The sequence below is a fragment of the Sulfitobacter sediminis genome (assembly GCF_040811725.1).
In the GTDB taxonomy this organism is placed as follows: Bacteria; Pseudomonadota; Alphaproteobacteria; order Rhodobacterales; family Rhodobacteraceae; genus Sulfitobacter; species Sulfitobacter sediminis.
In genome coordinates this window covers 376,223-398,744 of record NZ_JBFNXX010000001.1, presented here as the reverse complement: position 1 = coordinate 398,744, position 22,522 = coordinate 376,223, and the positions used below count along the sequence as shown (strand labels likewise).

Sequence of the window (22,522 nt, the reverse complement as noted above, 5' to 3'; positions counted from 1 at the left end):
CCCCTTTCTCTTGCAGTTCGAAAAAAGTCAGAGCATCCGTCCCACGGGTCTGCCCAACTGGCATCAACCTAAATCAGTCCCAACCTCCGCAGGCTGGCGTCAGGTGGGAAATGCACAGCTTTCTGCAAAAGCCCAATCAAGGCGTCTTTATCCCAACCGCTCCCCAACAGTTTCTTGCAGATTGGCTTCAGGGCCGCATGCATCCGCAAAACCAATTCGTTATCGCTGATTTCGGACCGGGAGATCCTGGCGAACCATGCTTCCTCCAGGATCAGGTCCTCGATCAGCGGGTCGATCACCGCGCCACCGCCGCCGGGATAGCGGTAGAAGCCTACGCCGCCGATCTTGCCAAGCCGCCCCTCCGCAACCATACGCGGAAGTATGGGAATAGGCCGTCCAGACTGACGGGCCAACACTTTTTCCAGTCCCAGCAAATCCTGCGCCTCGCAGGGCCCCATCGTGAACCCGGCAGCGACCAGCGCCTCATCAAGCTCCCATGGGTTTGTGTGGCGGAACATCAGCTCTTCACCCGCAAGCCAGAAGGCATCCTGCAAGGCGGTGACCGCCTCCGCTTCCGTCATGCCGCCGGGGCGAGGAAGCGGTGCTTTGCAATCACCGCCAGCAGGTCATTCAGCGACGAGCGAACGGTCTTGTTCGAGGTGTTCACCTCCGCCTCGGCCTTTGCATAGAGCGGCGTGCGCGCCTCAAGAAGGGCGCGCAGGTGCGCCATGGCAGCAGGGTTGCCCTGCATCGGGCGGTGATCCCCCTGGGCGCGCACCCGCTGCATGTGTTCGGGCGCACTGGTCCTTATCCAGACGGTGTGGAAACGCTCGAGCAGCCGTGCGTAGGTGTCTTCCTCGGCAACGATCCCGCCCGCGACGGCGAGGATGACCCGGTCGTGTCTTGCGCCGATCCTCTCGATCGCCTCAGCCTCCAGTTCCCGGAAACCGCTGTCGCCGTAGAAGGCCATGACCTCAGCCAGAGGCATGTCGGCATGGGTTTCGATATCGCGGTTCAACTCGACAAAGGGAATGCCAAGCGCCTCACCAGCCATCTTGCCCAGAGTGGACTTTCCCGCGCCGCGCAGGCCGATCAGGCAAATCCGCCCGGCGCGCAGCATTGCCGGGTTCTGGGGGGCAAGCAACCCGCGCACCTTGTACTGAACCTCCAGCGGGGCCTGCCGGAACAGCATTCCGATGCGCTGCACTTCATGCTCAAGCGGGATATCCTCGGCCAGCAGCGCCTCGACCCGCGTCTCAAGCGCCTCGGCGACCCGCTGCAGCAGCAGCACAGAGATATTGCCCTCCCCCGCTTCGAGTTGAGCAAGATACCGCGGAGATACGCCTGACATCTCGGAAAGCACGCGGCGTGACAGGCCGCGTTTTTTGCGTGTCTCGGCGACCCGGCTGGCAAGTCGCGCGATCAGCTCCGTACCGCCTTCAGTGGCTTTTGGACTATCCAGCAATGTGTTCATCCTTCGCGAGCCTCCGAAACCGTCCTGCCTTGCACCGCAAGTGTCCCATCACGCCGCACGGATACGGGGTTCGACAATTCGGCGCAGGTCGTCGGGGACCACCTGGCTCTTGAACTGGTCCGCGATGGTGAAGACACAGGTGAACAGCCCGTCGAAACAGAGCGTGCCGTCCTGGTACCCGCGCACCGCGAAGGTGATCGACTTCGTCCCCAGCTTGACCGGAAAGGTCTCGCAGATCAGCTTGTGGCGGGGTGTGACGGGGCTGCGGAAGTCCATCTCCATCCGCACGAAAGGCGTGCCGACGTTGCGGTCCAGTTCCAGCTGAAACCAGCCGTCGCCGTCGAGATGCGCCTCCCACCAGCCGTTGATCGCGTCGAGCGCGAAATAGGGCAGCCGCGCGGTATAGGCGATTTTTGCCGGGTCGCAGTCCCCCCAGGTGACGTTGATCTCGTGCTGGTAGGGATCGCTCATCAGTAGGTCTCGACGTGGTAGCGGCCTTCTTCGCGCATCACGTCGCGCAGGTTGCGCCACTGCTGGCCGATGGATTCCGCGATGTTGGTGAAAGCACGTTCGACACCCTCCTCCATCTCCTTCAGACCGCAGATGTAGATATGCGTCTTGGGGTCTTCGAGCATCTCGGCCACGATGTCTTCTTCCACGCGCATCCGGTCCTGGACGTATTCCTTGTCCTGTCCGGGCATGCGGCTGAACACGAGGTGTTTCTGCAGCAGGCTGGACGGGACTTTGTTGAGGGGCCCGAAATAGGGCAGCGTATCCGGGGAACGTGCGCCGAAGAACATCACCATGCCGCCGTTCTTTTTCCCCACCGTGCGTTGCCGCGCCATGGTGAAAGAGCGCATCGGCGCGGAACCGGTGCCCGTGCAGATCATCAACAGCCGCGCATCGGGGTCCGAGGGCAGCAGGAAGGTGGCACCAAAGGGACCGGTGACCTTGACCTTGTCTCCCTTTTTCAGGTCGCAGACGTAGTTCGAACACAGCCCGCCCTCTTCGCGCTTCACGGTGAGCGAGACGTTGTGGTATCCCGGTCGCTCGCCGTCACGGGGCGAGGACACGGAATAGAGCCGGGGCAGATGCGCCTTGCCATCCGCGTCGGTGCCCGGCGCGATGATGCCCAGCGACTGGCCTTCCAGAACCGGAAAGGGCTTGCCCTGGAAATCGAGGATGATGTGACGGACGTCGCTGTCCGACTCTGCCGTGGTCAGGCGGTAGTTACCCTGCACCACAGCCTCGACCGGGTTACCAAGGTTATAGAGATTGACCGTCGCCTTGTTGGCACTTGCCGGCGCGCGGGATTTGCCGCCCGCCCCGCTGTGCGCCTCGGCCAGAAGCGCGCCAATGGGATCGACCTCTGCCGTTGCTTCGGTTCCCGCAGTCGCGGCGTCGGCCTGGACGATTTCGCCCTGCTCGGGGAGTTCAGTGAAAGCGTACTGCTGTTCCAGCGTGTAGGGCGTCTCGACCACCCGCCATTCGTCGATGGAACCCGTGGGGCAGACGGGAATGCAATCCATGCAGAAATTGCAGATGTCGGCATTCACCACGACGTTGTTGTCATCATGCTCGATCGCGCCTATCGGGCAGGTCATCTCGCAGGTGTAGCAGCGGATGCATATCTCGGGGTCGATCAGGTGCTGCTTGACAGGCTTGTTCATGCGGCACGGTCCCGCAGGATGATCTCGGGCAGCAGCATCGCGTCGACCAGCGCCGCACAAAGCCCCTGGCAGCCTTCGCATTCAACACAGGTGCTGTTCATCTTCGACAGGTCCTCGGCCAGCGCGCGACTGCGGGGGGCATGGGCGATCTTGCGGTTCAGTTGCATGGAATGCTCCTAAGTTCAGATGGTATTGACGCAAAACGCCCTGCCGCGCGGCACGCGGCAGGGCGACTGTATCACGCCATGTGCAGTTTCACGTACTCAAAATCGCCCGGCTTGTTGTCGATGCCGACCTTGGGTGCCGCGATCCAGGACGCGTATTTGCCGGGCTCGTAGCAAGGGACCATCAGCGACTGGATGAAATCGCCGTCCGCCTTGGTGGGCAGCCATTCGTCCTTGCGCTTGTTCCATTCGTCGGCCGAAATGATGTTGCCATCGGGGTCTACGGCCACGGTCGAGAACACGCCGATCTGGCGGTGGAAGCCCTCGTGCGGCAGCTTCAGCTCGAATTCGATCCCCTCCTTGGCGATCTGCTTGTTCCAGCGGCCCACGCCCCCGGCGGCATCGCGCACGTAGTCGTCGCGCAGGCGCATGTTGATCGCGGTCAGAGCAGGCACATCCTCGGTCAGGATCTTGCCGTCCTTGATGGTGGTCACCGGGTAGGTGTCGTTCTGCAGTTTGTGGTCGTCGTCGATCCGCTGCTCCATGTAGCGGCCCTTGATACCCGCGTTGAAGGCGTTGGCGGCGTTCGTCGACACCTCCTGCCCGAAGAGGTCGAGCGAGAGCGTGTAGTGCAGGTTCAGCTTTTTCTGGATCGTGGGCAGGTCGATGACACCCAGATCGCGGACCTTGCCCACATCGTAAGGGTCGGTGATACCCGCCTTGTTCATCGCCTCGCAGGTCGCCTGGATGGTGCGGCCGACGCCGGTTTCGCCCACGAACATGTGGTGCGCTTCCTCGGTCAGCATGAAGCGGCAGGTGCGCGACAGCGGGTCAAAGCCGGACTGGGCGAGCGATTCAAGCTGCATCTTGCCGTCGCGGTCGGTGAAATAGGTGAACATGAAGAAGGACAGCCAATCCGGCGTTTCCTCGTTGAAGGCGCCCAGCATCCGAGGTGCATCTTCCGACCCTGAGGACCGGACCAGCAATTCGTTCGCCTCTTCCCGGCCGTCACGCCCGAAGTACTTTTGCAGCAGGTAGACCATCGCCCAGAGGTGGCGGCCTTCTTCCACGTTCACCTGGAAGAGGTTGCGCATGTCATAAAGCGAGGGTGCGGTGAGGCCGAGGAACTTCTGCTGCTCGACCGAGCCCGGCTCTGTATCACCCTGAATCACGATCAGGCGCTTGAGCATGTTGCGGTATTCGCCCGGCACTTCCTGCCAGGCAAGCTCGCCCTTGTGCTCGCCCATGGGGATGCGGCGATCTTCCACGGCGGGGGCCAGCAACACGCCCCAGCGGTATTCCGGCATCTTCACGTAGTCGAACTTGGCCCAGCCCTTGGGGTCCACGCTGACGGCGGTGCGCAAGTAGACCATGCTTTCCTGGAAGTTCTGCGGGATCAGGTGGTTCCACCAGTTGATATAGCCAGGGTGCCATTTCTCCAGCGCTTTCAGCACCTTCTTGTCCTGGCTCAGGCCGACGTTGTTCGGGATTTGGGTGTCGTAGCTTACGTTGATCAGATCGAGCATTTCATTTCTCCCACAAGGGTGGAGGAGACCTCCACCTTACCAATGACATTTCGTAAGGTGGGCGTGTCGCCCACCCACCGTTCACACACGTTCCATGTTGTATTTGCCGCGCACGCCCGTGCCGTAGCGTTGCAGGGCACCTTCCGGACCCACCGCGTTGGGCCGGTTGAAAATCCAGTTCTGCCAGGCGGTGAGACGGCCAAAAATGCGCGTCTCCATCGTCTCGGGGCCCGCAAAGCGCAGGTTCGCCTCCATACCCGTCATCGCATCGGGGCTGAAGCTGGCGCGCTCTTCCATGAAGAGCCGCACTTCGTCTTCCCAATCGATATCGTCATAGGCGTAGGTTACAAGGCCCAGCTCTTCGGCCTCTTCGGCCTCGAGCGCCTCGCCGACGGAGGATTTCAGCTTTTCGACATGCTCCGGGCTGCCGAGGAAGCGCGTCTCGAGCCGCGTCAGATCGTTGCTCATCGGGTATGTCCCGAAATTCCCGTCGGTCATGGTGACGGTGGCCAAAGGACGGTTATCGCCGTCGAATTCCTCGAGCATCATGTAGCTGCGGTCCACCGCCCAGAGCAGTTCGGCCAGCGGTCCGGCAAAGCAGGACCCATGTTCGACAATCGCGACCAGCGAGCGCGAGGTCATGTCGATCCGCTTCAGCACCCGCTTCCAGTACTGCAGCACCTCATTGGCGAGCCAGTGGTCGCGGTTCTCCAGCAGCAGCGCCTCGTGGGCTGTAACCTTCTCGGGATCGCCCTGCGTCTGGAACTCGATCAGCCCAAGCTCCTTTTCGTTGTTGCGCAGGTGCAGGATCGCGTCGTCCAGCTCGCGCGCGCAGCGCAGCAGCCAGGCCTCGGCGCCTTGAGCGGTGAATGCGTCCATGTCCGCGGGCGCGTCCTCGTCCGGCCCCTTGATCGTGACCGTCGCGCGCTTCTCGTCCCGGTGCAGCGCGACTTCGACGGTGGAATATGTCACGCCATAGTCCGAGAAGCTCCGCGAAAGCGGTGTCAACTCGATCCCCTTCTCCACATCGGCCTTGTCAGATGTCTCGGCCAGTTCCTTTGCCCGCGCCGCAACCTGTTCGTCGAAGGTCGAGTTTGGAAAGACCTCGTCGACCAGTCGCCATTCCACCGCACGCTTACCGCGCACGCCTTCCTCGATTGAACAGAAGACATCCGCCAGATCGCGGCGCACCTTGCGCTTGTCGGTCACGCGGGTCAGGCCCCCGGTGCCGGGGAGCACCGCAAGAAGCGGCACTTCGGGCAGCGCCACCGAAGAGGTGGAATCATCGGTCAGCATGATGTGGTTACAGGCCAGCGCCAGCTCGTAGCCGCCGCCCGCGCAGGCTCCTTTGACGGCGCAGATGTAGTTCTGCCCGCTGTCGGCCAGTGCGGCCTCGAAGGTATTGCGGGTTTCGTTGGTGAACTTGCAGAAGTTCACCTTGTGGCTATGCGCGGCCCCGCCAAGCATGCGGATGTTGGCCCCCGCACAAAACACCTTGTCCTTGGCCGATTGCATGACGACGACCTTGACCTCGGGGTGCTCGAACCGCATGCGCTGCACGATGTCCGCAAGCTCGATATCAACGCCCAGATCATAGCTGTTCAGCTTCAGCTCGTAGCCTTCGAACAGCCCGCCCTTTTCATCCACGTCCATCGACAGCCAAGCAATGGGGCCATCGTAGTCGACCTTCCAGTGACGGTATTTCGCGGGGTCGGTCTGAAAGTCGATCATCTTGGACATATGTGGCTCCTTCACACGGGCGCTGACGTTGCGGTACTATAATTCATAGTTTTGCCAGCACCAGACCAATTAGGTCAGTATTTCGCAGCAAAATTTGCAATATATTGCACCATTATCGCTTAATCCCGCCCCGCACCCCTTCAACGGCTTTGGCAAGTGCCGCCGCATGCTGCCCCAGAATCGCTTTGTCGCGCGGCAACCGCCGGACATGCTCTTCAACCATATCACAGAGGCGCATCGCGGCCTTGGGGCGGTCCATCCGCAACTTCAGCCGCGCGTTCGCCAGCTGGATCAGCGCCTGTACCATTTCGCGTTCCTCCGTGCCCGGCGGGGTTCGCATCCAGACCGCCTCAAGCACCTCGTGGCATTCCCAGAAATACCCGGCCTCGAGATACGCAAGCCCGGCGCGAAAGGCGCTTGTGTCGGCCAGGGCGTCAACCGGGGTCTTTTCGGTCACGCTCGCCTTGATTGCGTCGAACCAGTCTTCGGCGTGTCGTGCGGTCTGACCCGGAACATAGGCGTGGGGCGGCATGAGTATGCCGTGCGTCATCTATGCGATTGCCACCGGCTCGCGTTCCAGCCGGTCCAGACGGGCGCAGAACTCCGCAATCGCGGCGCGCGTTTCTTCGGGATGTTCAAGATGGGGCGCATGCCCGCAGTCATCGAGAATAAGGGTTTCCACCGGTGAATAAATACGGTCCTCGATCTCGGCGATCTGCGCGAGCGTTCCATAAGGATCGTCCCGCCCCTGGATCGCCAGCACGGGAATGCGCCAGTGGTCGATCACATCGGCCACGTTCCAGTCCTCGAACTCTGGGTCGGTCCACGCCCCGTGCCAGCCGTGAAAGGCCACGTCCACATTGGTGTGATATTTTGCCAGCTTATCTTTCAACCGGCCTTCGTCAAAGGCCCGACCTGCCCCGCGGATCGTCTCGAGCCCCCCCGGCTCGGTAAAGAAATGCGGTGCTATCAGCACGAGGCCCCGCACCCGCAGGTCCGACACAGACCCGGCATATATGGCCGCGATGGTTGCCCCGTCCGAATGGCCCAGCAGGATGCAGTGTCCGATGCCCAAGGCGTCAAGCACACCGCCCAACACCTCCTCTGCCTCCCGCGTCATGTAGTCAAGCGGCCGCGGCAGCGCTACAGGATCAGAGCCACCGTAGCCCGCGCGCGAGTAGGCGACCACACCCAACCCGGTTTCGGCCGTCAGCTTCTCGGGAAAATCCTTCCACTGCGCGACAGAGCCCAGCCCCTCGTGCAACAAGACGATGGTCAGATCATCGCCCGGCGGCGGACCCCAGCAGGCGTATTCCAGCGCCTTGCCATCAACGGTGATGGGTTGCGCTGGCGCGGCTGACCATTCGGCAGGCATCAGGCGTCCTCCCGCAGCTTGAAGCGCTGGATCTTGCCCGTCGCGGTCTTGGGCAGTTCATCGACCACCTCGATCCAGCGGGGATATTTCCAAAGCCCGATCTTGGCCTTCACATGCGCCTTCAGTTCTTCCTTGAGCGCATCGTCGCCCTCGCCCGACTGGAGCACGACATAGGCCTTGGGCTTCTCAAGCCCTTCGTCGTCCCGGTGCGCAACCACCGCCGCTTCCAAGACTTGCGGGTGGCTGACCAGCGCGCCTTCGACTTCGAAGGGCGACAGCCAGATGCCAGAGACCTTGAACATGTCGTCGGTGCGCCCGCAATAGACCAGCCGCCCATCGCTGCGCCTTTCGTACTTGTCACCGGTTCGCGTCCAGATGCCTTCGAAGGTGCTGCGGCTCTTGTCGCGCTGGTTCCAGTAGCAGTTGGCGGCAGAGGCACCGCTGACCAGCAACTCACCAACCTCGCCTTCGGCGACGTCCTGCCCGTTTTCGTCCACCAGCCGCAGATTGTAGCCCGGTACGGCAACGCCCGAGGTGCCGTAGACGATATCGCCGGGACGGTTACTGAGGAAAATGTGCAGCATCTCGGTCGAGCCGACGCCATCCAGAATGCCCACACCGGTATACTTTTCCCAGCGCTTGCCCACGTCCTCCGGCAGCGCCTCACCTGCCGAGATACAGACGCGGAGCGATACGTCGGGCGCGCCGGTCTTGTCCATCTGCGCGACCATGGCGGCATAGAGCGTTGGCACCCCGCAGAAAACAGTCGGCTTGTGTGCGGCGATCGTATCGATCATCCCCGGCGGGGTCGGTCGCCCCGTGAAAAGCACGCTCGATGCCCCCACTGACAGGGGAAAGGTCATCTCGTTGCCAAGGCCGTAGGCGAAAAAGAACTTGGCCGCCGAGAGCACCACGTCATCCTCGCGGATGCCCAGCACCTGCGCGCCGTAGGTGTCGGCGGTCGCGCGCATCGCCGAATGGATATGGGCCACCCCCTTGGGCTGCCCGGTGGACCCCGAGGAATAGAGCCAGAAGGCAACCTCGTCGGGGCTGACAGGTGCGGTTTTTTCGGCGGGGGCATCGGCGATGAAATCCGCAAACGATGTTGTGCCTTCCGCGGTCTCGCCGATGACCACGACCTCGCGGATGTAGGGGCTGTCCTTGACCGCGGGCGCGACGGTTTCCCAGAGCGGCGCAGAGACGATGAGGATTGCCGCCCGGCTGTCACGAAGGATGCTGGAATAGACCGGCGTTGCCAGAAGTGTGTTCATCGGGATCGGCACGACCCCGGCTTTCATCGCCCCGAAGAAGATTTGCGGAAACTCGATCTGGTCCAGCACCAGCACCGCCGCGCGTTCCTCGGGGCGGATGCCCGCGCGCCTGAGCGCGCACGCGACCCGGGCGGAACCGTCGGCCATTTCCGCATAGCTCAGCGTGCGGCCACTTTCGGCCTCGGTGTAGGCGATCTTGTCTCCGCGCCCCTCCTCAAGGTGGCGGTCGACGAAATAATACGCCGCATTCGCGTCGGTCGATAACATTGTGGCTCCTCCTCGTTACGCAACATTGTGCAGCCCATGGCCAAACAGGCAAGATTCGAGACGCTCCCTTGCAGTTTAGTGCAAGATACCCAGCCGCCCCTTGCCATCGGGCTCATACAGACGGTCGACCAGCGCAGCGCGGCGCTGCAGCAAGCGGGGGAAGTTGATGTTGCCCTTCGCCGTCGCCTCGCCCTCGGCCATCGACGGCGGTTCGGACAGAACCAGCGCACAGGTCACGCGCGTGGCGCTGCCGGTGGCCTTTGCCGCAAGCCCCTCAAGCCTTTCGGTCAGCGCTTGAGCCAGTTGCGGACAGATGAGAACACCATCCTCGTCGGACAGCTCCCAGCCCTGAGCGGCAATCGCCCCCCGGTTGGGCAGAATCAGCGCGCCGACCTCGTCGCGGCCCGCGCCGGTGATCACAACGTCCTGCGCGAAGGGGGCAAGGGCGGCCAGCACGTCAAGCCGCAGGTTCGCCGCCTGTACCCAGGTGCCGGTGCCAAGCTTGAAATCCTCAGACATGCGTCCGTCGAACCGCAGGCCCGCCGAGGGGTCTTCGGGGTCGACAAAGCGCATGGCGTCGCCGGTGATGAAAAAAACCTCGTCGTCGAAGGCCTCTTCGGTCTTGCGCGGATCGTTCAGGTAACCCGGCGTGACGTTGTCGCCCTTCACCCGCGCATCGAAACGCCCCATGCCGTCCGGCACCAGCTTGACCGTGATCCCCGGCATCGGCACACCTACGATCCCGGCCCCCTTGACGGGTTCATGGCAGATCAACACCCCCGGCGCCGTTTCGGTCAGCCCCCATGAGGTGGTGATCAGCGGCAAGGGCTTGCCCGCCTCCTGCGCCAGCCGCTCCAGCGCCGCCCACGTTTCCTGCGGCAGCGAGGCACCCGCGTAGAAGATCATGTCCAGATCGGCGAAATAAGTCTCGCGCAGGGCCGCGTCACGCTCAAGCGCCGCGACAAGCTGGGCAAAGCCGACGGGCACGTTGAAGCTGAGCGTGCCCGAGACACGGGACAGATTGTCGAGCGTCCGGTCGAAAAACCCCGGCGCGGGTTTGCCCTCGTCGATGTAAAGCGCGCCGCCGTTGACCAGCATCAGGTTGAAGTTGTAGGAGCCGCCAAAGACATGGTTCCACGGCAGCCAGTCCACGATGCGCGGCGGGCGCTTGGCGACGAAGGGCAGGCAGGCGGCGACCTGCGCCTGGTTGGTGGTCATCATGCCCTGCGTCGTGAGCACCCCCTTGGGGTCCGAGGTCGAGCCGGAGGTCATCAGGATCTTGGCGAGCGTGTTGGGACCGACCGCCGCCGCCGCTTCGGTCATGTCAGCACCGCCCGGCTTCAGAAGGTCCGCGAAATCGGTGACACCATCCGTCGGCGTGGAACTGAGCGCCTCGATCCCGGCAAGCGCGTCGAGCGCCAAGGCACTGGCGTATTGCGCAGCGTCCGAGGCATAGACCAGCCCCGGCTTGACCAAGTTCACCGCGTGGATCAGGCGCGGATGTGCGGCGGGGATCAGGGAATATTGCTCGGCCAGCGGCACCGTCGGAATGCCCACGTATTGCGCCGCCAGCGTCAACAGCCCGTGATCGACAGAGTTGCCCGACAGTACGAGGATCGGCCTCTCCGGCCCCAGATCGCGTTCCAGAAGATGGCCGGCAATCCCATGCGCCGCACGTTGCGCCTCGGCATAGGTCACCTCACGCCAGCCCTCGCCCGCACGTTCGGCCAAGAACACCGCATCCGGCGTTCGTTCCGCCCAGTGATCCAACCAATCGCCGCTGCACCGCGCCACGGGCCCAACCTCATAGGCGGAACGCAGCAGAACGCTCCCGTCCGCCCGGTCCTCCCGGCGGACGCGGTGGGCTTTCAGGTTCAGACGGTCGGTCATGTCATTTGCCTCAGTCAGGCAGCAGGAAAAGCGTAATCGCCGGGAAGGCCACAAGAATGATCACCCGCACGATATCGGAACCGACGAAATACATCACCGCCCGGTAGGTCTGGGTGATCGGCGTCTCCCGATCCATCGAGTTGATGATGAAAAGGTTCATCCCCACGGGCGGCGTGATCAGCCCGACCTCGACCACGATCAGGACAAGGATACCGAACCAGATCGCCAGATGCTCGGGCGACATGCCGAAATCCATCGCGGTGATCACCGGGAAAAAGATCGGGACGGTCAGCAGGATCATCGACAGGCTGTCCATCAGGCAGCCGAAAATCAGGTAGAAGGTCAGGATCACGCAAAGCACGAAGATCGGGCTGAAGCCCTGATTAACCACCCATTCCGCCATGAACTGCGGCACACCCGAAAGTGCAAGAAAGCCGTTGTAAAACCCCGCCCCCAGCACGATGAAAAAGATCATCGCCGTCGTGCGCGCAGTACCCAGCAGGCTCTCGGCCAGCACTTTCCAATTCAGGCTGCCCGACAAGAGCGCCACAAGTCCCGTGCCCGCCGCCCCGATGGCCGCACCTTCGGTGGGCGTGAACCAGCCCGCATAGATACCGCCCACCACCACAAGGAAGATCGTCAGCACCGGCCAGCACTCTGCCAGCGCACGAAACCGCTCGCCCATGGGCACAGGTTCTCTGGTGCCCGCCGCATCCGGGTGCAGCCGCACATAGAGCGAGATGGTCAGCATGTAACCGATCGCGGCAAGGATGCCGGGGATGAACGCCGCAAGGAAAAGCTTGGCGATGTTCTGCTCGGTCAGGATCGCGTAGATCACCAGGATCACCGAAGGCGGGATCAGGATGCCCAGAGTTCCCCCCGCGGCGAGCGTCGCGGTGGAAAAACCGCCCGAATAGCCGTAGCGCTTCAGCTCAGGAAGCGCGACCTTGGACATCGTCGCTGCCGTGGCAAGCGACGATCCGCAGATCGCGCCAAACCCCGCGCAGGCACCGACCGCGGACATCGCGACCCCGCCACGCCGGTGCCCGAGGAAGCTCTCCGCCGCACGGAAAAGCGCCTGGCTCATCCCCGAAAGCGTCGCGAACTGCCCCATCAGCAGGAAGAGCGGAATGATCGTCAGCGAATAGTTGGAGAAGGTCGTGTAGGTCTCGGACCGCATCTTGGCCAGAAGCGGCGTGGGATTGCCTCCCATGGCGATGTACCATCCCGCGAAACCGCAGAGCATCATCGCAAGCCCGATGGGCGCGCGCAGAAAGACCATGAGCAACAGGACAGGAAAGGACCAGAAGCCAAGCTCGAGACTGCTCATCTCAATGCTCTCCGTGCTCGGAAGGCAGGATCGGGGTGTCGCACGTCGCTTCGATGATCCGTATGACAGCGCAATAGACTGCCGTGACCGAGGCCACCGCGCCCGCGGCAAAGCTGGCCGCATAGGACCACCAGATCGGGAACTGCAGGAACAGCGTTGTCTGCCCGTTGCGGATGTAGCGTTCCATCCCGCCATAGAGTTGGGCAACGATGAGTATGATCACGGCAGCCAGCACGACTTCCCAGAAGGCGGCGATCCAGCGGTTCGACCTGCGCCCCAGAAACGAGGTAAAGATGTCGACCGTCGCATGCGCCCCGTAGAACTGGCAGATCGGCAGGAACGAGAAGATGGCAAAGGCCACGCCCGCCTCGAGCAGCTCGTAGCTGCCGTTGATCTCGCCCACGCCGAGATCGAGCACCCATTGCGAAAGCCCCGTGAAGTTGCTGTCGAAGAATTCCGTATGAAAGAACTTGTTGATGGAGCGGCCCACGATCGAAGCGGTGGTCAGCACGATCAGCCCAAGGAGCACGACGCCCCCGAGCAGCGCGGTCAGGCGAACAAGAAACTGGATCAGCCGGTGCATGGGATCGTCTCGCGGGTCGAAAGAAAAACCTGCGGCGGCACAAAGGGCCGCCGCAGATCAACTTGTGAAAAGGATTACTTGTCGTAGGCTTCCATCAGCGCCCGGGCCTCGTCGATCAGCGCCTGGCCGTCGATTCCCTTGCTGTTCATGTCCGCGACCCATTCGTCGTAGATCGGCTGCGCCGCGTCGCGCCATGCCTGCACATCGTCGCCCGAGACGGTCACGATGTTGTTGCCGCGATCCACCGCCAGCTGACGTGCGGGACCATCGGAATCCGCCTGCGTGCCACCGGCAAAGATCGAGAACTCAAGACCCGAATTGTCGTCGATCACCTTTTTGAGGTCATCCGGCAGGCTTTCGTAACGGTCCTTGTTCATCGCCAGAACGAAGGTCAGCACATAAAGCGCATTGCCCTCGAACTCGGTATGGTTGCTGACCAGCTCCGGCACCTTCAGCGCCGCCGTCACTTCCCACGGAATGGTCGTGCCGTCGATCACGCCTTTGGACAGACCCTCGGGCACTGCCGGAACCGGCATGCCGACCGGGGTCGCGCCGACCTTTTCCAGAAGCGAGTTCACGAGGCGCGAACCACCGCGGATCTTGAGACCTTCCATATCTGAGGGCGTGCGCACTTCCTTGTTGGCGTGGATCATGCCGGGGCCATGCACCCAGGTGCCGAGGATATGCACGTCCTGAAACTCAGTGTCCTTCATGTGCTTTTCGAACATCTGCCAATAGGCCGAGGACATCGCGCGCGCGTTCGTCATCATGAAGGGCAGCTCGAAAACTTCTGTCCGGGGGTAGCGGCCCGGCGTGTAACCGACCACGGTCCACACGATATCGGCCACCCCCTCGATGGCCTGGTCCATCAGCTCCGGCGGCACGCCGCCCAGCTGCATGGACGGATAGCGCTCGACCTTGATACGGCCGCCGCTGTCCTCTTCGACACTGTCTGCCCAGACGTCCAGCACCAGCTTCGGCACGTTGGCCTGGGGCGGCAGGAACTGGTGCAGACGCAGCGTGACCTCCTGCGCCATGGCCGTCGACGCCATCAGCGTCGCGGCAACAGCCGCACCAGCCATGCCCATCAGTGTTCTGCGTGAAATCATCATCATCTCCCTTGTTAAGTCCTTGGCCGCGCTGACACGCGCGGTCTTGATTGTGTCCGCGACGGGCCGGGCACCGGTCGCCGCAGTCTTCTCTTGTGAGATTCGGTATTCTTCTCCCTATCGCGGCTTGGGCCGCTTGTATTTTGCTCACGCTAAGCGATGCATTGCATCTTGTCACGGCTGAATTGGCCGCGTCCGGAAATAGTCCCGCGACAGTTGAACGCGATATTATTCAGATGGTTATTATGGATATTCGTCCCGCAATACGTGCTGGCTGACATATCGGCAGGGCAGATCATGCAGTATCCTGCACACCTGTCGCAGCGCAATTGCCGGAAGAAGGGGAGTGGTGGCGTTAGGTGGACTTGAACCACCGACCTAACGATTATGAGTCGTTCGCTCTAACCAACTGAGCTATAACGCCATCGGCGGGTGAACTAAGATAGCACTGCGTCATCGTCAAGTCCAAAACAGGCTGTGACGTGCCCGCCGCGAAATTCCCCTATCGAACCGAAGATGCCTGACCGCACCGTAATGCCCAGCGTCCGCCCCATTGTCGCCCGAAACGCCGGGCATGCAGCGGGCAAAGGGGATGGTAATGCGAGAACGAACGATATCTGTCGACAACTCATGTCTGTCTCGATCGAGTCAGGTGGCCGCGTCGTCGGCGAGACCGGGCCTTACTCTGCTTAAGGTAGCAGGCGGGCGCCCTGCGCTCTCGCCAATTGAGACCCTTCCGACCTCGCGATATAGAAACGTCGCCAGCATTCCCGCATGCCGGGAAAGGGTGTCAGAATTGCGCCATCCACTACACGTTTTCGGCATCGCCTATTTGGCGATTGGCCTTCTCTATGCTAAAGCTTTGGGCGAGCCTCTGCTGCTGCTTAACTTGGAAATGCTGCCTTCCATCTTAACATCCAGCGGACACAGCTGGACCGTTGTTTCATTCGGTCTGGCCGTTTCTGTTGTTTTCTGTTGGGCGGCGTCAAATTGGGTACTTCGGCAGGCTTCTGCGGTCGAGGGGACCTGACATGGGAGCGGGACGCGCCAAAGCCACCAATTTGCGGATCCGGCATTCGTTTACCGGCCAGTCGATCTATCTGGGCGGCCAGACACGAGTCATTCTGGACGGCTTTCAACCCGATTGGATGCGGGTTGCAATACCCGCAAACGTTGTATCTTTCAAGGGTGCGGCACAGAAAGTCGTCAAGAACCGGGTGCTCAAGATACCGATGCCAGCAAACGATAACCTCGCACCGCTCGACCCATAACGGCTAGTGCGCAGGGGCACGCACAGCGTCAAGCAGGCTGCGGCCACCGTCGACCACCAGTACCTCACCGGTCATAAAGCCCGAACTGTCGGCGGCCAAGTATTGCACCGTCTCGCACAACTCCGTCGGCGCGGCGATCCTGCCAAGGGGCGTGTGATCGCGGATATCATCGCGCCATTCCCTGTTTTCGGCCACCGAGTCCCGCAAGGAGCCGCTCATCACCGAACCGAAGGAAATCGCATTCACCCTGATCCGGTGCGGCGCAAGCACCAATGCCATCGTACGGGTCATCTGCTGTACCGCCGCAGCCGCGATGGAATAGCCCATCAGCTCGGGCTGGATATGCGTCGCCGCGATCGAGCTGAGGTTTATGATGGACCCGACCTGCCCCTCCTCCTGATCCTCGGCCTGCTTGATCATACGCTTGGACACGTACTGCGTCAGGTGCAAGGCGGTCATCAGGTTCTGATCCAGAAGCGTCTGGACAGAATTGTCCTCCACGTCCATCGCATCGGTCAGCAGCAACTGGCGCGAGGCATTCACGAGGATATCCACCTGGTCGAACGCGTCGATGGTGGCCGAAACGAGGTTGGCAATGGTCAGCCGCTGGCGCAGATCGCCCGCGAAGGTCCGGATGTTGCCGTCCTCGTGCTCATCGCCCAATTCCTCGGCCAGTTTCTTTTCGTCCACGTCGGCGCACATCACGTTTGCGCCCTTGTCGGCCAGATGGCGCGCGATGGCCAACCCGATGCCGTTGGCGGCACCGGTCACAATGGCCGTCTTGCCCTGAACAGAGAATGACATGGCTCTCTTCCTTGTCCTTGCCCGCCGCCGGGCCTAGCGCCGCCGCCGCGCGGGCCGCGTCGCGTGAAACAGTTTGAACCGCGCATCGCCGCCGATTTCCTCAACCTGCGCGAAACGCTTTTTCAGCTCGGCCTCGTAAGGCAGATGGCGGTTGGCCACCATCCAGAGATCGCCGTGAGCAGACAGGATACGCGCCGCCGATGCAACAAAAGCCTGCCCGATCTGCGGCTCCGCAGCCCTTCCTGTGTGGAATGGCGGGTTCATCACGACCACGTCCATCTTGTGGGGCGGCTCCCAGTGGGCCACATCGGCCCAGTGAAACACAGCGCGCTTGTCGGTGACGTTGCGGCGCGCACATTCAAGCGCCATGTACCCCGCCTCCACCAGGTGGACCGAGGTCACGTCAGGTCGGGTCAGCACATGAGCCGCGAGAAATCCCCAACCGGCACCCAGATCGGCGACATTGCCGGTCAGCTTGTCGGGTAGCGCATCCACCAGCAGCGCGGAGGCGAGATCGACCTCATCGGCCGAGAAGACACCGGGGGCGGTCCAGAACCCGCCCTCTGTCTGTGAAGGTCCCTCCGCCCAGTCGGCAAAGAACTCCGCCGCCGAGGCGTCGATCCAGAACATCTTGCCGTGGGCCTTGGACACCGGGCCATGGACTGTCACCCGCGCCTTCATCTCTTTCAGGATCGAATCCACGCCGTCGGTCTTTTGCCCGTCGATCACGACCACCCCATCGCTCCGCGCGCAGGCATCCGCGATCAGCACACGGGCTTCGGCCTTGGCGCGGGGCAGGCAGACGATCGCTGCCGCATAGCGCTCCTGTGCCGTCTGCCGCACATCGTATCCCCGCCCCTCCCAGATGTCGTAGAAGGGCTTGTAGTCGTGGATGATGTCACATTGATCGGGGACCAGTTCCCTCAGGTCCGCCTCGATCGGCGGGCGGTACACCGCAATCCGCCCCTCTTCCGGCAGGTCCAGTCCCCCGCCGCTCAAGGCCACCTGCAATCGCGCGTCAATCACACGCTATTCTTCTTTTTCCATGGTGCACTGCAGCGGATGCTGATGCCGCCGCGAGAAATCCATCACCTGCGCGACCTTGGTCTCGGCGATCTCGTGGCTGAAGACACCGACCACCGCCAACCCCTTCTTGTGCACGGTCAGCATGATCTCGAAGGCCTGCGCATGGGACAGCCCGAAGAACCGCTCAAGCACATGAACGACGAATTCCATCGGCGTGAAATCGTCATTCAGCAGCAACACCTTGTATAGCGGCGGCCGCTTGGTCTTGGGCTTGGTTTTCGTCAGCAGGCCGGTTTCGCCGTCACCGTCTTTCCGGTCTGCCATCATCAGGTCATCAAGGCGCATTGCTGCTCCGAGGAATTTCATGTTCGATTGCGAGTCTTGAGAGGCGTTATATAACCCCGTGCGCCCGTTAGAAAAGAGGGATGCGGCAAATGAGCGTGACACTGACCACCATCGGCCTCGATGCCGACGACACCCTGTGGCACAACGAACGCTTTTTCGCCATGACGCAGGACCATTTCGCCGATCTTTTGCGCGATCATTCCCACAAGGATCACCTGATGGAGCGGCTGCTTGCCGCAGAGCGGCGCAACCTTCCCCATTATGGATTTGGAATCAAGGGCTTCACCCTTTCGATGATCGAAACCGCCATCGAGGTGACGGACGGAAAGGTCCCCGCCGGGGTGATCGCGGAAATCCTCGACGCGGGCCGGGACATGCTTTCGCACCCCATCGAGCTTTTGCCCTATGTCGAGGCGTGTATCGAGACCCTCAGAAAAAACTACAAATTGATCCTGATTACCAAGGGCGATCTGCTCGATCAGGAACGTAAGCTGGCGCAATCCGGCCTACGCGATCATTTTGACGCGATCGAGATCGTCTCGGACAAAACGGCTGCGGTCTACGCGGACATCTTCCACCGCCACGGTACTGGCGCCGACCAGGGGCTGATGGCAGGCAATTCCATTGCGTCGGATGTGCTGCCGATGATCGACGCGGGCGGTTGGGGTGTTCACATCCCGCATGACCTGACGTGGGCGCTTGAGCATGCCCAGAAACCGGAGGCATCGCATCGCTTTGCCGAACTGCCGCATCTTGGTGCCTTGCCCGATCACTTGCGCGAGTTGACCGGTCTTCTAGCCAAGTGAATCGCTGCACCGGTGCCCCAATCGCGCCACATTCCTGCCACATTGGCCCCTATGGTGTGGCACCCTGAGCCCGCCGCTACATGTTGAAGAAACGACGTATGAGTTTCGCCTATTTCCCTTGATTCAAAGGGTTTATCGAAAATCCAACCTGTGTTAGCCTTTGAGCCATAATAAAATGGCCAGTCGAAAAATCGGCGGCCCGAGGCAGAAAAAGGCAGGTTATCATGAAGGCGCGACGCGTATCGTCGGCCCGTTTCGGGGTATTTCTCATCACGGCAATCTGGCTGTTGGTCCTCGTGCCGCTGAGCGCGATGTCCGCCCCCTATGCCGCCTACGTGATGGACGCCCGCACTGGCAAGGTCCTGCACTCCTCCAACGCCGAGACCCGGCTGCACCCCGCCTCGCTGACCAAGATGATGACCCTCTACATCGCCTTCGAGGCGGTGAAGAACGGCGAGATATCCCTCGACAGCCTGGTGACCGTCTCTAGCAAGGCGGCCGCCGAACCACCCTCCAAACTGGGCCTGCGGGCCGGTCAGCGGATCAAGCTTCGCTACCTGATCCGGGCGGCGGCAGTGAAATCCGCCAACGACGCCGCCACCGCGATCGGCGAGGCGATCTCGGGCTCGGAGGCGCGCTTTGCCCGACGGATGAACCGTACTGCCAAGGCGATGGGGATGACCCGCACGACCTTCAAGAACATGCATGGCCTGACCGAGGCCGGACACCTGTCGACCGCCCGTGACATGACGATCCTGGGCCGTCACCTGATCTACGACTATCCGCAATACTATAACCTCTTCTCGCGCATGACGGCGGATGCAGGCGTGCGCCGTGTGAACCACACCAACCGCCGCTTCCTGAGCGACTACAAAGGGGCCGATGGCATCAAGACGGGCTACACCCGCGCGGCGGGCTTCAACCTGACCGCCTCGGCGGAGCGCGGAAGCGAGAGGGTCATCGTGACCGTCTTCGGTGGCAAATCCACTTCGTCGCGCAACGCCAAGGTGGCAGAACTGATGGACCTGGGCTTCCGCCGCGCGCCATCAAGCGCGCCGCTGCGCAAGCCGGACGCACCCGTCTATGCCGATGTCGAAACCGCGCCAAGCGTCGCTCCCGGCTCGACTGCAGGCGGCGCGGGCAAGACGATCAGGCTGGTCGGTGCGGTCAAGACCTCCAAGCGCCCCGTCCTGCGCCCGGGCACCGAGGCACCGGTACTTGTGGCCGCCGCGCCCGAGCTTCCTGTGACCAAGGCGGATATCACCGCAGCGCTTACCGAGGCCGTCACCACACCCGCCCCCGCACCCAAGCCAGAGACGACGTTGGTCGCCGCACGCACTTCCGTTCGGCCAGAGCCACGTCCAAAGGCGGCGCAGATCACCAAGCCGAAGCCCAAGCGCGTCGTCGAGCAGGAGATCGTTACACGCGTCTCTACCTCGGGCGGACGCCACTGGGGCGTGAACGTCGGCCGCTACCCAAGCCGCTACGCCGCCGAGAAGGTGCTTTTGCAAACCGCGCTTGCGGAAATGGCCACGCTTGACGGCACCCTGCGCAAGGTCGTGCATCGCCCCCAAGGGTACGACGCAAACTTCCTCGGCATGACCCGCGAAAGCGCCGATCTGGCCTGCCGCAGGCTGGCCGCGCGCAACATCTCCTGCTTCATGATCGGCCCCGGCTGAGCCCTTCGCCTTCCCGCAGTTTCTCCGCCTCGCGCGCCTGCCGCCGCAGCCAGGCGACAAAGGCCTTCACCGGTTTGCGCAAGACGCCCGGTCGCGTGACGATGTGATAGCCCGAGAGAGGCGTTTCCTCGGTATGCAGAACGCGGAGCCGTCCGGCGGCAATGTCGCGCGCCACGAATTCGCGCACCGTTACCGCTACGCCCTGACCGTCGCGCGCGCCGTCCAGCATCAGGTTGCCGGGCACCTGCATCATTCCCTTGGACATCCCCTCGACCCCGAAGCGCCGCAGCCAGCGCGTGCTTTCCGATGTCCCGAATTCCTCCAGCCAGGGGTATTTGCCCAGTTCGTTGAGATCCGAGATGGGTGCATCGCCCACCAGCGAAGGCGCCGCGACTACGACCATGGGCGACTGCAACAGCATCTCGGCCTCGACCCCTGGCCAGGGGCCTGTCCCGTACCGGATCGCGAGGTCGATCCCGTCGGCGTCGAGCGAGACAATATTGGCCGACGGGTCAATCATCAGGTCGACGTCCGGATAGGCGGCACGGAACGTCGACAGGCGCGGCATCAGCCATGACGCCGCAAAGGTCGGTGTCACAGAGACATGCAGCGGTCGCGTCTCCTGTAGGCCGGTGATTTCCTCGACCACCGCGATCATCCCGGCAAAGCCCGATTGCAGCGCCTTCCCCAGCCGCTCACCCTCCGGCGTCAGGACCATTTTGCGCCCCGAGCGATCCAGCAAGGCCACATCGAGGTGTTGCTCGAGTGTCCGTAATTGCTGGCTGATCGCCGCGTGGGAAACGCCAAGCGCCTCCCCCGCCGCAACGACGTTGCGCGTCTGCGCAAAGGCAGCAAAGGCCCGGAGGGCTGAGAGAGGCGGTAGGCTGCGCCAGTTCATATTAAATCCTGACTTACATTTCCTGAATTTCGATGACTCGCTACTTTTCGCCATTTTCTCAAAAATGATTGCATGAACCCAATCGTGAAGGAAATCGAAATGTTAGGAATATATGCAGACGTCTTTCGCACCGCGACCTTTACCAACAGCAGAGAGCTCTACGAGGTCCCGCCAGCCAAAACCGCGGGCAACCGCCGCCGCTGGCGCTTGGGCCGCCGCAAGGTGCTGGTCGACCTCGACAAGCTTTGAGAAACGCCCGCGATGATACAGCCCGAGGTCACAGACCGGCCCCAACTTGATCGGGACCGGATGGTATCCGCCGTCAAATGGATCGCCTCCGCCGCACAGATCATGGGTTATAGCGCGACAGCCCTCGGCCACAGTCCGCTCAACATCTACCTGTTCCTCTTTGGATTGGTCGGATGGTTCATGGTCGGCATCTTCTGGCGAGACCGGGCAATCATGCTGATCCATGTCGTGGCTCTTGGCGCGATGGTTGCGGGGCTGGCCAGCGGTTAGTGCCCGCCGCTGGTCACCCGCTTGTAGAGGTGCCATGTCGCGTGCCCCAGCACCGGCATGGCAACAAACAGCCCCAGAAAGGCAGGGACCATCGCCGCCAGCGTGATCACCGCAATGACAATCCCCCAGATGATGTAGGGTACGAAGGCTGCGGTCACCGCACCGATGGATTTCAGCATCGCGGTGATGAAATCCACGTCCCGGTCCAGCAGCATCGGCATCCCCAGCACGCTGATCGCGAAAACGAAAGTGGCAAAAACCGCCCCCACCGCACTGCCGAAGGCCAGCATCGAAAGCCCTTCGGTGGTCAGGAACACCTCGAGCGAGGACGAGACATTCGTCATCGGTGCGAGCCCGAGAAAGAGGGCAAAGATCATGTGGCCGAGAAAGAACCAGAACATGAAGGTTACAATGATGATTGCCGAGAGCCAGGGGAGCTGGCCACCCCGCTGCGACCAGACCTCCGAGAAAACCGCACCAAAGCCGGTCTCGCCGCCCTCGGTCTTGCGGCGGCTCAACTCGTAGAACCCCACGGCCCCCAGGGTACCCACCAGCGGAAAGCCCATGACGGCAAGGATCAGCCAGAAAGTGTGGCCGGTCGCATAGGTGATCCAGCTCATCACCAGCCCCGCGATCACAAAGAAGCTGGCAAAGATCAGGTCAGGCACCGGATTGGCGACAAAATTCCCCCATCCCTCGGACAGGGACGCTGTGAAATCGCTTTTCGTCGGGCGCCGGATGGCGGGCGCGCCATGGGGTCTTTCCTTCATGGAAA

24 protein-coding genes and 1 tRNA gene are annotated in these 22,522 nt (G+C 62.1%); 5 read left to right on the top strand and 20 right to left on the bottom strand.

From position 1 onward, the window contains the following. Positions 1-68: 68 nt before the first annotated feature. The 15 genes from AB2B41_RS01965 to AB2B41_RS01895 form a co-directional block, all read right to left on the bottom strand. Complete coding sequence (locus AB2B41_RS01965) at positions 69-581, bottom strand: 3-hydroxyacyl-CoA dehydrogenase family protein (RefSeq protein WP_367876055.1); 513 nt, start codon at positions 579-581, stop codon at positions 69-71. Continuing rightward, complete coding sequence (locus AB2B41_RS01960) at positions 578-1,474, bottom strand: helix-turn-helix transcriptional regulator (RefSeq protein WP_367876054.1); 897 nt, start codon at positions 1,472-1,474, stop codon at positions 578-580. The genes AB2B41_RS01965 and AB2B41_RS01960 overlap by 4 nt, the downstream gene beginning before the upstream one ends. Positions 1,475-1,522: 48 nt before the next feature. Beyond that, on the bottom strand, positions 1,523-1,945 hold the full coding sequence (locus tag AB2B41_RS01955; RefSeq protein ID WP_367876053.1) for an acyl-CoA thioesterase: 423 nt from the start codon (positions 1,943-1,945) through the stop codon (positions 1,523-1,525). Then, positions 1,945-3,144 (bottom strand): benzoyl-CoA 2,3-epoxidase subunit BoxA, encoded by a 1,200-nt coding sequence (gene boxA, locus AB2B41_RS01950; RefSeq protein WP_367876052.1) that lies wholly within the window; start codon positions 3,142-3,144, stop codon positions 1,945-1,947. Before boxA ends, AB2B41_RS01955 begins: the two co-directional genes overlap by 1 nt. After that, a complete protein-coding gene (locus tag AB2B41_RS01945; protein WP_367876051.1) occupies positions 3,141-3,311 on the bottom strand; it encodes a hypothetical protein in 171 nt (56 codons plus the stop codon). Before AB2B41_RS01945 ends, boxA begins: the two co-directional genes overlap by 4 nt. 71 nt (positions 3,312-3,382) lie before the next feature. Further along, the gene (gene boxB, locus AB2B41_RS01940; protein ID WP_367876050.1) at positions 3,383-4,834 is read right to left on the bottom strand and encodes a benzoyl-CoA 2,3-epoxidase subunit BoxB; all 1,452 of its coding nucleotides are present in this window, start codon (positions 4,832-4,834) and stop codon (positions 3,383-3,385) included. An 81-nt stretch (positions 4,835-4,915) separates the two neighbouring features. Beyond that, complete coding sequence (gene boxC, locus AB2B41_RS01935) at positions 4,916-6,574, bottom strand: 2,3-epoxybenzoyl-CoA dihydrolase (RefSeq protein WP_367876049.1); 1,659 nt, start codon at positions 6,572-6,574, stop codon at positions 4,916-4,918. A 112-nt stretch (positions 6,575-6,686) separates the two neighbouring features. Further along, positions 6,687-7,124: a DUF309 domain-containing protein gene (locus AB2B41_RS01930; RefSeq protein ID WP_367876048.1), complete on the bottom strand. Its 438-nt coding sequence runs from the start codon at positions 7,122-7,124 to the stop codon at positions 6,687-6,689. Further along, entirely contained in the window at positions 7,125-7,949 is an 825-nt protein-coding gene (locus tag AB2B41_RS01925; RefSeq protein ID WP_367876047.1) for an alpha/beta fold hydrolase, read from the bottom strand. After that, positions 7,949-9,487: a benzoate-CoA ligase family protein gene (locus AB2B41_RS01920; RefSeq protein WP_367876046.1), complete on the bottom strand. Its 1,539-nt coding sequence runs from the start codon at positions 9,485-9,487 to the stop codon at positions 7,949-7,951. Before AB2B41_RS01920 ends, AB2B41_RS01925 begins: the two co-directional genes overlap by 1 nt. 75 nt (positions 9,488-9,562) lie before the next feature. Continuing rightward, positions 9,563-11,377 (bottom strand): feruloyl-CoA synthase, encoded by a 1,815-nt coding sequence (locus tag AB2B41_RS01915; RefSeq protein WP_367876045.1) that lies wholly within the window; start codon positions 11,375-11,377, stop codon positions 9,563-9,565. A gap of 10 nt (positions 11,378-11,387) precedes the next feature. After that, positions 11,388-12,707 carry a TRAP transporter large permease gene (locus AB2B41_RS01910; protein WP_367876044.1) on the bottom strand — a complete coding sequence of 440 codons (1,320 nt, stop codon included), beginning with the start codon at positions 12,705-12,707 and terminating at the stop codon, positions 11,388-11,390. A gap of 1 nt (position 12,708) precedes the next feature. Beyond that, the gene (locus AB2B41_RS01905) at positions 12,709-13,290 is read right to left on the bottom strand and encodes a TRAP transporter small permease (protein WP_367876043.1); all 582 of its coding nucleotides are present in this window, start codon (positions 13,288-13,290) and stop codon (positions 12,709-12,711) included. 74 nt (positions 13,291-13,364) lie between these two features. Continuing rightward, positions 13,365-14,399 (bottom strand): TRAP transporter substrate-binding protein, encoded by a 1,035-nt coding sequence (locus tag AB2B41_RS01900; RefSeq protein WP_367876042.1) that lies wholly within the window; start codon positions 14,397-14,399, stop codon positions 13,365-13,367. Positions 14,400-14,746: 347 nt separating this feature from the next. Then, positions 14,747-14,823, bottom strand: a tRNA-Met gene (locus AB2B41_RS01895). A gap of 607 nt (positions 14,824-15,430) precedes the next feature. Between AB2B41_RS01895 and AB2B41_RS01890 the strand changes: the two genes are divergently transcribed. Beyond that, the gene (locus AB2B41_RS01890) at positions 15,431-15,670 is read left to right on the top strand and encodes a hypothetical protein (RefSeq protein WP_367876041.1); all 240 of its coding nucleotides are present in this window, start codon (positions 15,431-15,433) and stop codon (positions 15,668-15,670) included. A gap of 3 nt (positions 15,671-15,673) precedes the next feature. Here the strand turns inward: AB2B41_RS01890 and AB2B41_RS01885 are convergent, their stop codons facing one another. Genes AB2B41_RS01885 through clpS form a run of 3 tightly spaced genes read right to left on the bottom strand, consistent with a single transcriptional unit; the run spans position 15,674 to position 17,845 of the window. Beyond that, on the bottom strand, positions 15,674-16,474 hold the full coding sequence (locus AB2B41_RS01885; RefSeq protein ID WP_367876040.1) for an SDR family NAD(P)-dependent oxidoreductase: 801 nt from the start codon (positions 16,472-16,474) through the stop codon (positions 15,674-15,676). A 33-nt stretch (positions 16,475-16,507) separates the two neighbouring features. Then, entirely contained in the window at positions 16,508-17,500 is a 993-nt protein-coding gene (locus tag AB2B41_RS01880; RefSeq protein WP_367876039.1) for a class I SAM-dependent methyltransferase, read from the bottom strand. A 3-nt stretch (positions 17,501-17,503) separates the two neighbouring features. Further along, positions 17,504-17,845, bottom strand: coding sequence for an ATP-dependent Clp protease adapter ClpS (gene clpS / locus AB2B41_RS01875; RefSeq protein WP_367876038.1), 342 nt, complete (start codon positions 17,843-17,845; stop codon positions 17,504-17,506). An 89-nt stretch (positions 17,846-17,934) separates the two neighbouring features. Between clpS and AB2B41_RS01870 the strand changes: the two genes are divergently transcribed. Both AB2B41_RS01870 and AB2B41_RS01865 read left to right on the top strand, forming a co-directional pair. Beyond that, positions 17,935-18,651, top strand: coding sequence for an HAD family hydrolase (locus tag AB2B41_RS01870; RefSeq protein ID WP_367876037.1), 717 nt, complete (start codon positions 17,935-17,937; stop codon positions 18,649-18,651). A gap of 224 nt (positions 18,652-18,875) precedes the next feature. Continuing rightward, positions 18,876-20,330 carry a serine hydrolase gene (locus AB2B41_RS01865; RefSeq protein WP_367876036.1) on the top strand — a complete coding sequence of 485 codons (1,455 nt, stop codon included), beginning with the start codon at positions 18,876-18,878 and terminating at the stop codon, positions 20,328-20,330. Here AB2B41_RS01865 and AB2B41_RS01860 read toward each other — a convergent pair. After that, positions 20,311-21,228, bottom strand: coding sequence for a LysR family transcriptional regulator (locus AB2B41_RS01860; RefSeq protein WP_367876035.1), 918 nt, complete (start codon positions 21,226-21,228; stop codon positions 20,311-20,313). The genes AB2B41_RS01865 and AB2B41_RS01860 overlap by 20 nt on opposite strands. A 99-nt stretch (positions 21,229-21,327) precedes the next feature. Between AB2B41_RS01860 and AB2B41_RS01855 the strand changes: the two genes are divergently transcribed. Together AB2B41_RS01855 and AB2B41_RS01850 are read left to right on the top strand one after the other, a co-directional pair. Beyond that, entirely contained in the window at positions 21,328-21,477 is a 150-nt protein-coding gene (locus AB2B41_RS01855) for a hypothetical protein (RefSeq protein WP_367876034.1), read from the top strand. A gap of 12 nt (positions 21,478-21,489) precedes the next feature. Next, complete coding sequence (locus AB2B41_RS01850) at positions 21,490-21,747, top strand: DUF6552 family protein (RefSeq protein WP_367876033.1); 258 nt, start codon at positions 21,490-21,492, stop codon at positions 21,745-21,747. Here AB2B41_RS01850 and AB2B41_RS01845 read toward each other — a convergent pair. Further along, a complete protein-coding gene (locus AB2B41_RS01845; protein ID WP_367876032.1) occupies positions 21,744-22,517 on the bottom strand; it encodes a DUF2189 domain-containing protein in 774 nt (257 codons plus the stop codon). The genes AB2B41_RS01850 and AB2B41_RS01845 overlap by 4 nt on opposite strands. Positions 22,518-22,522 lie beyond the last annotated feature (5 nt).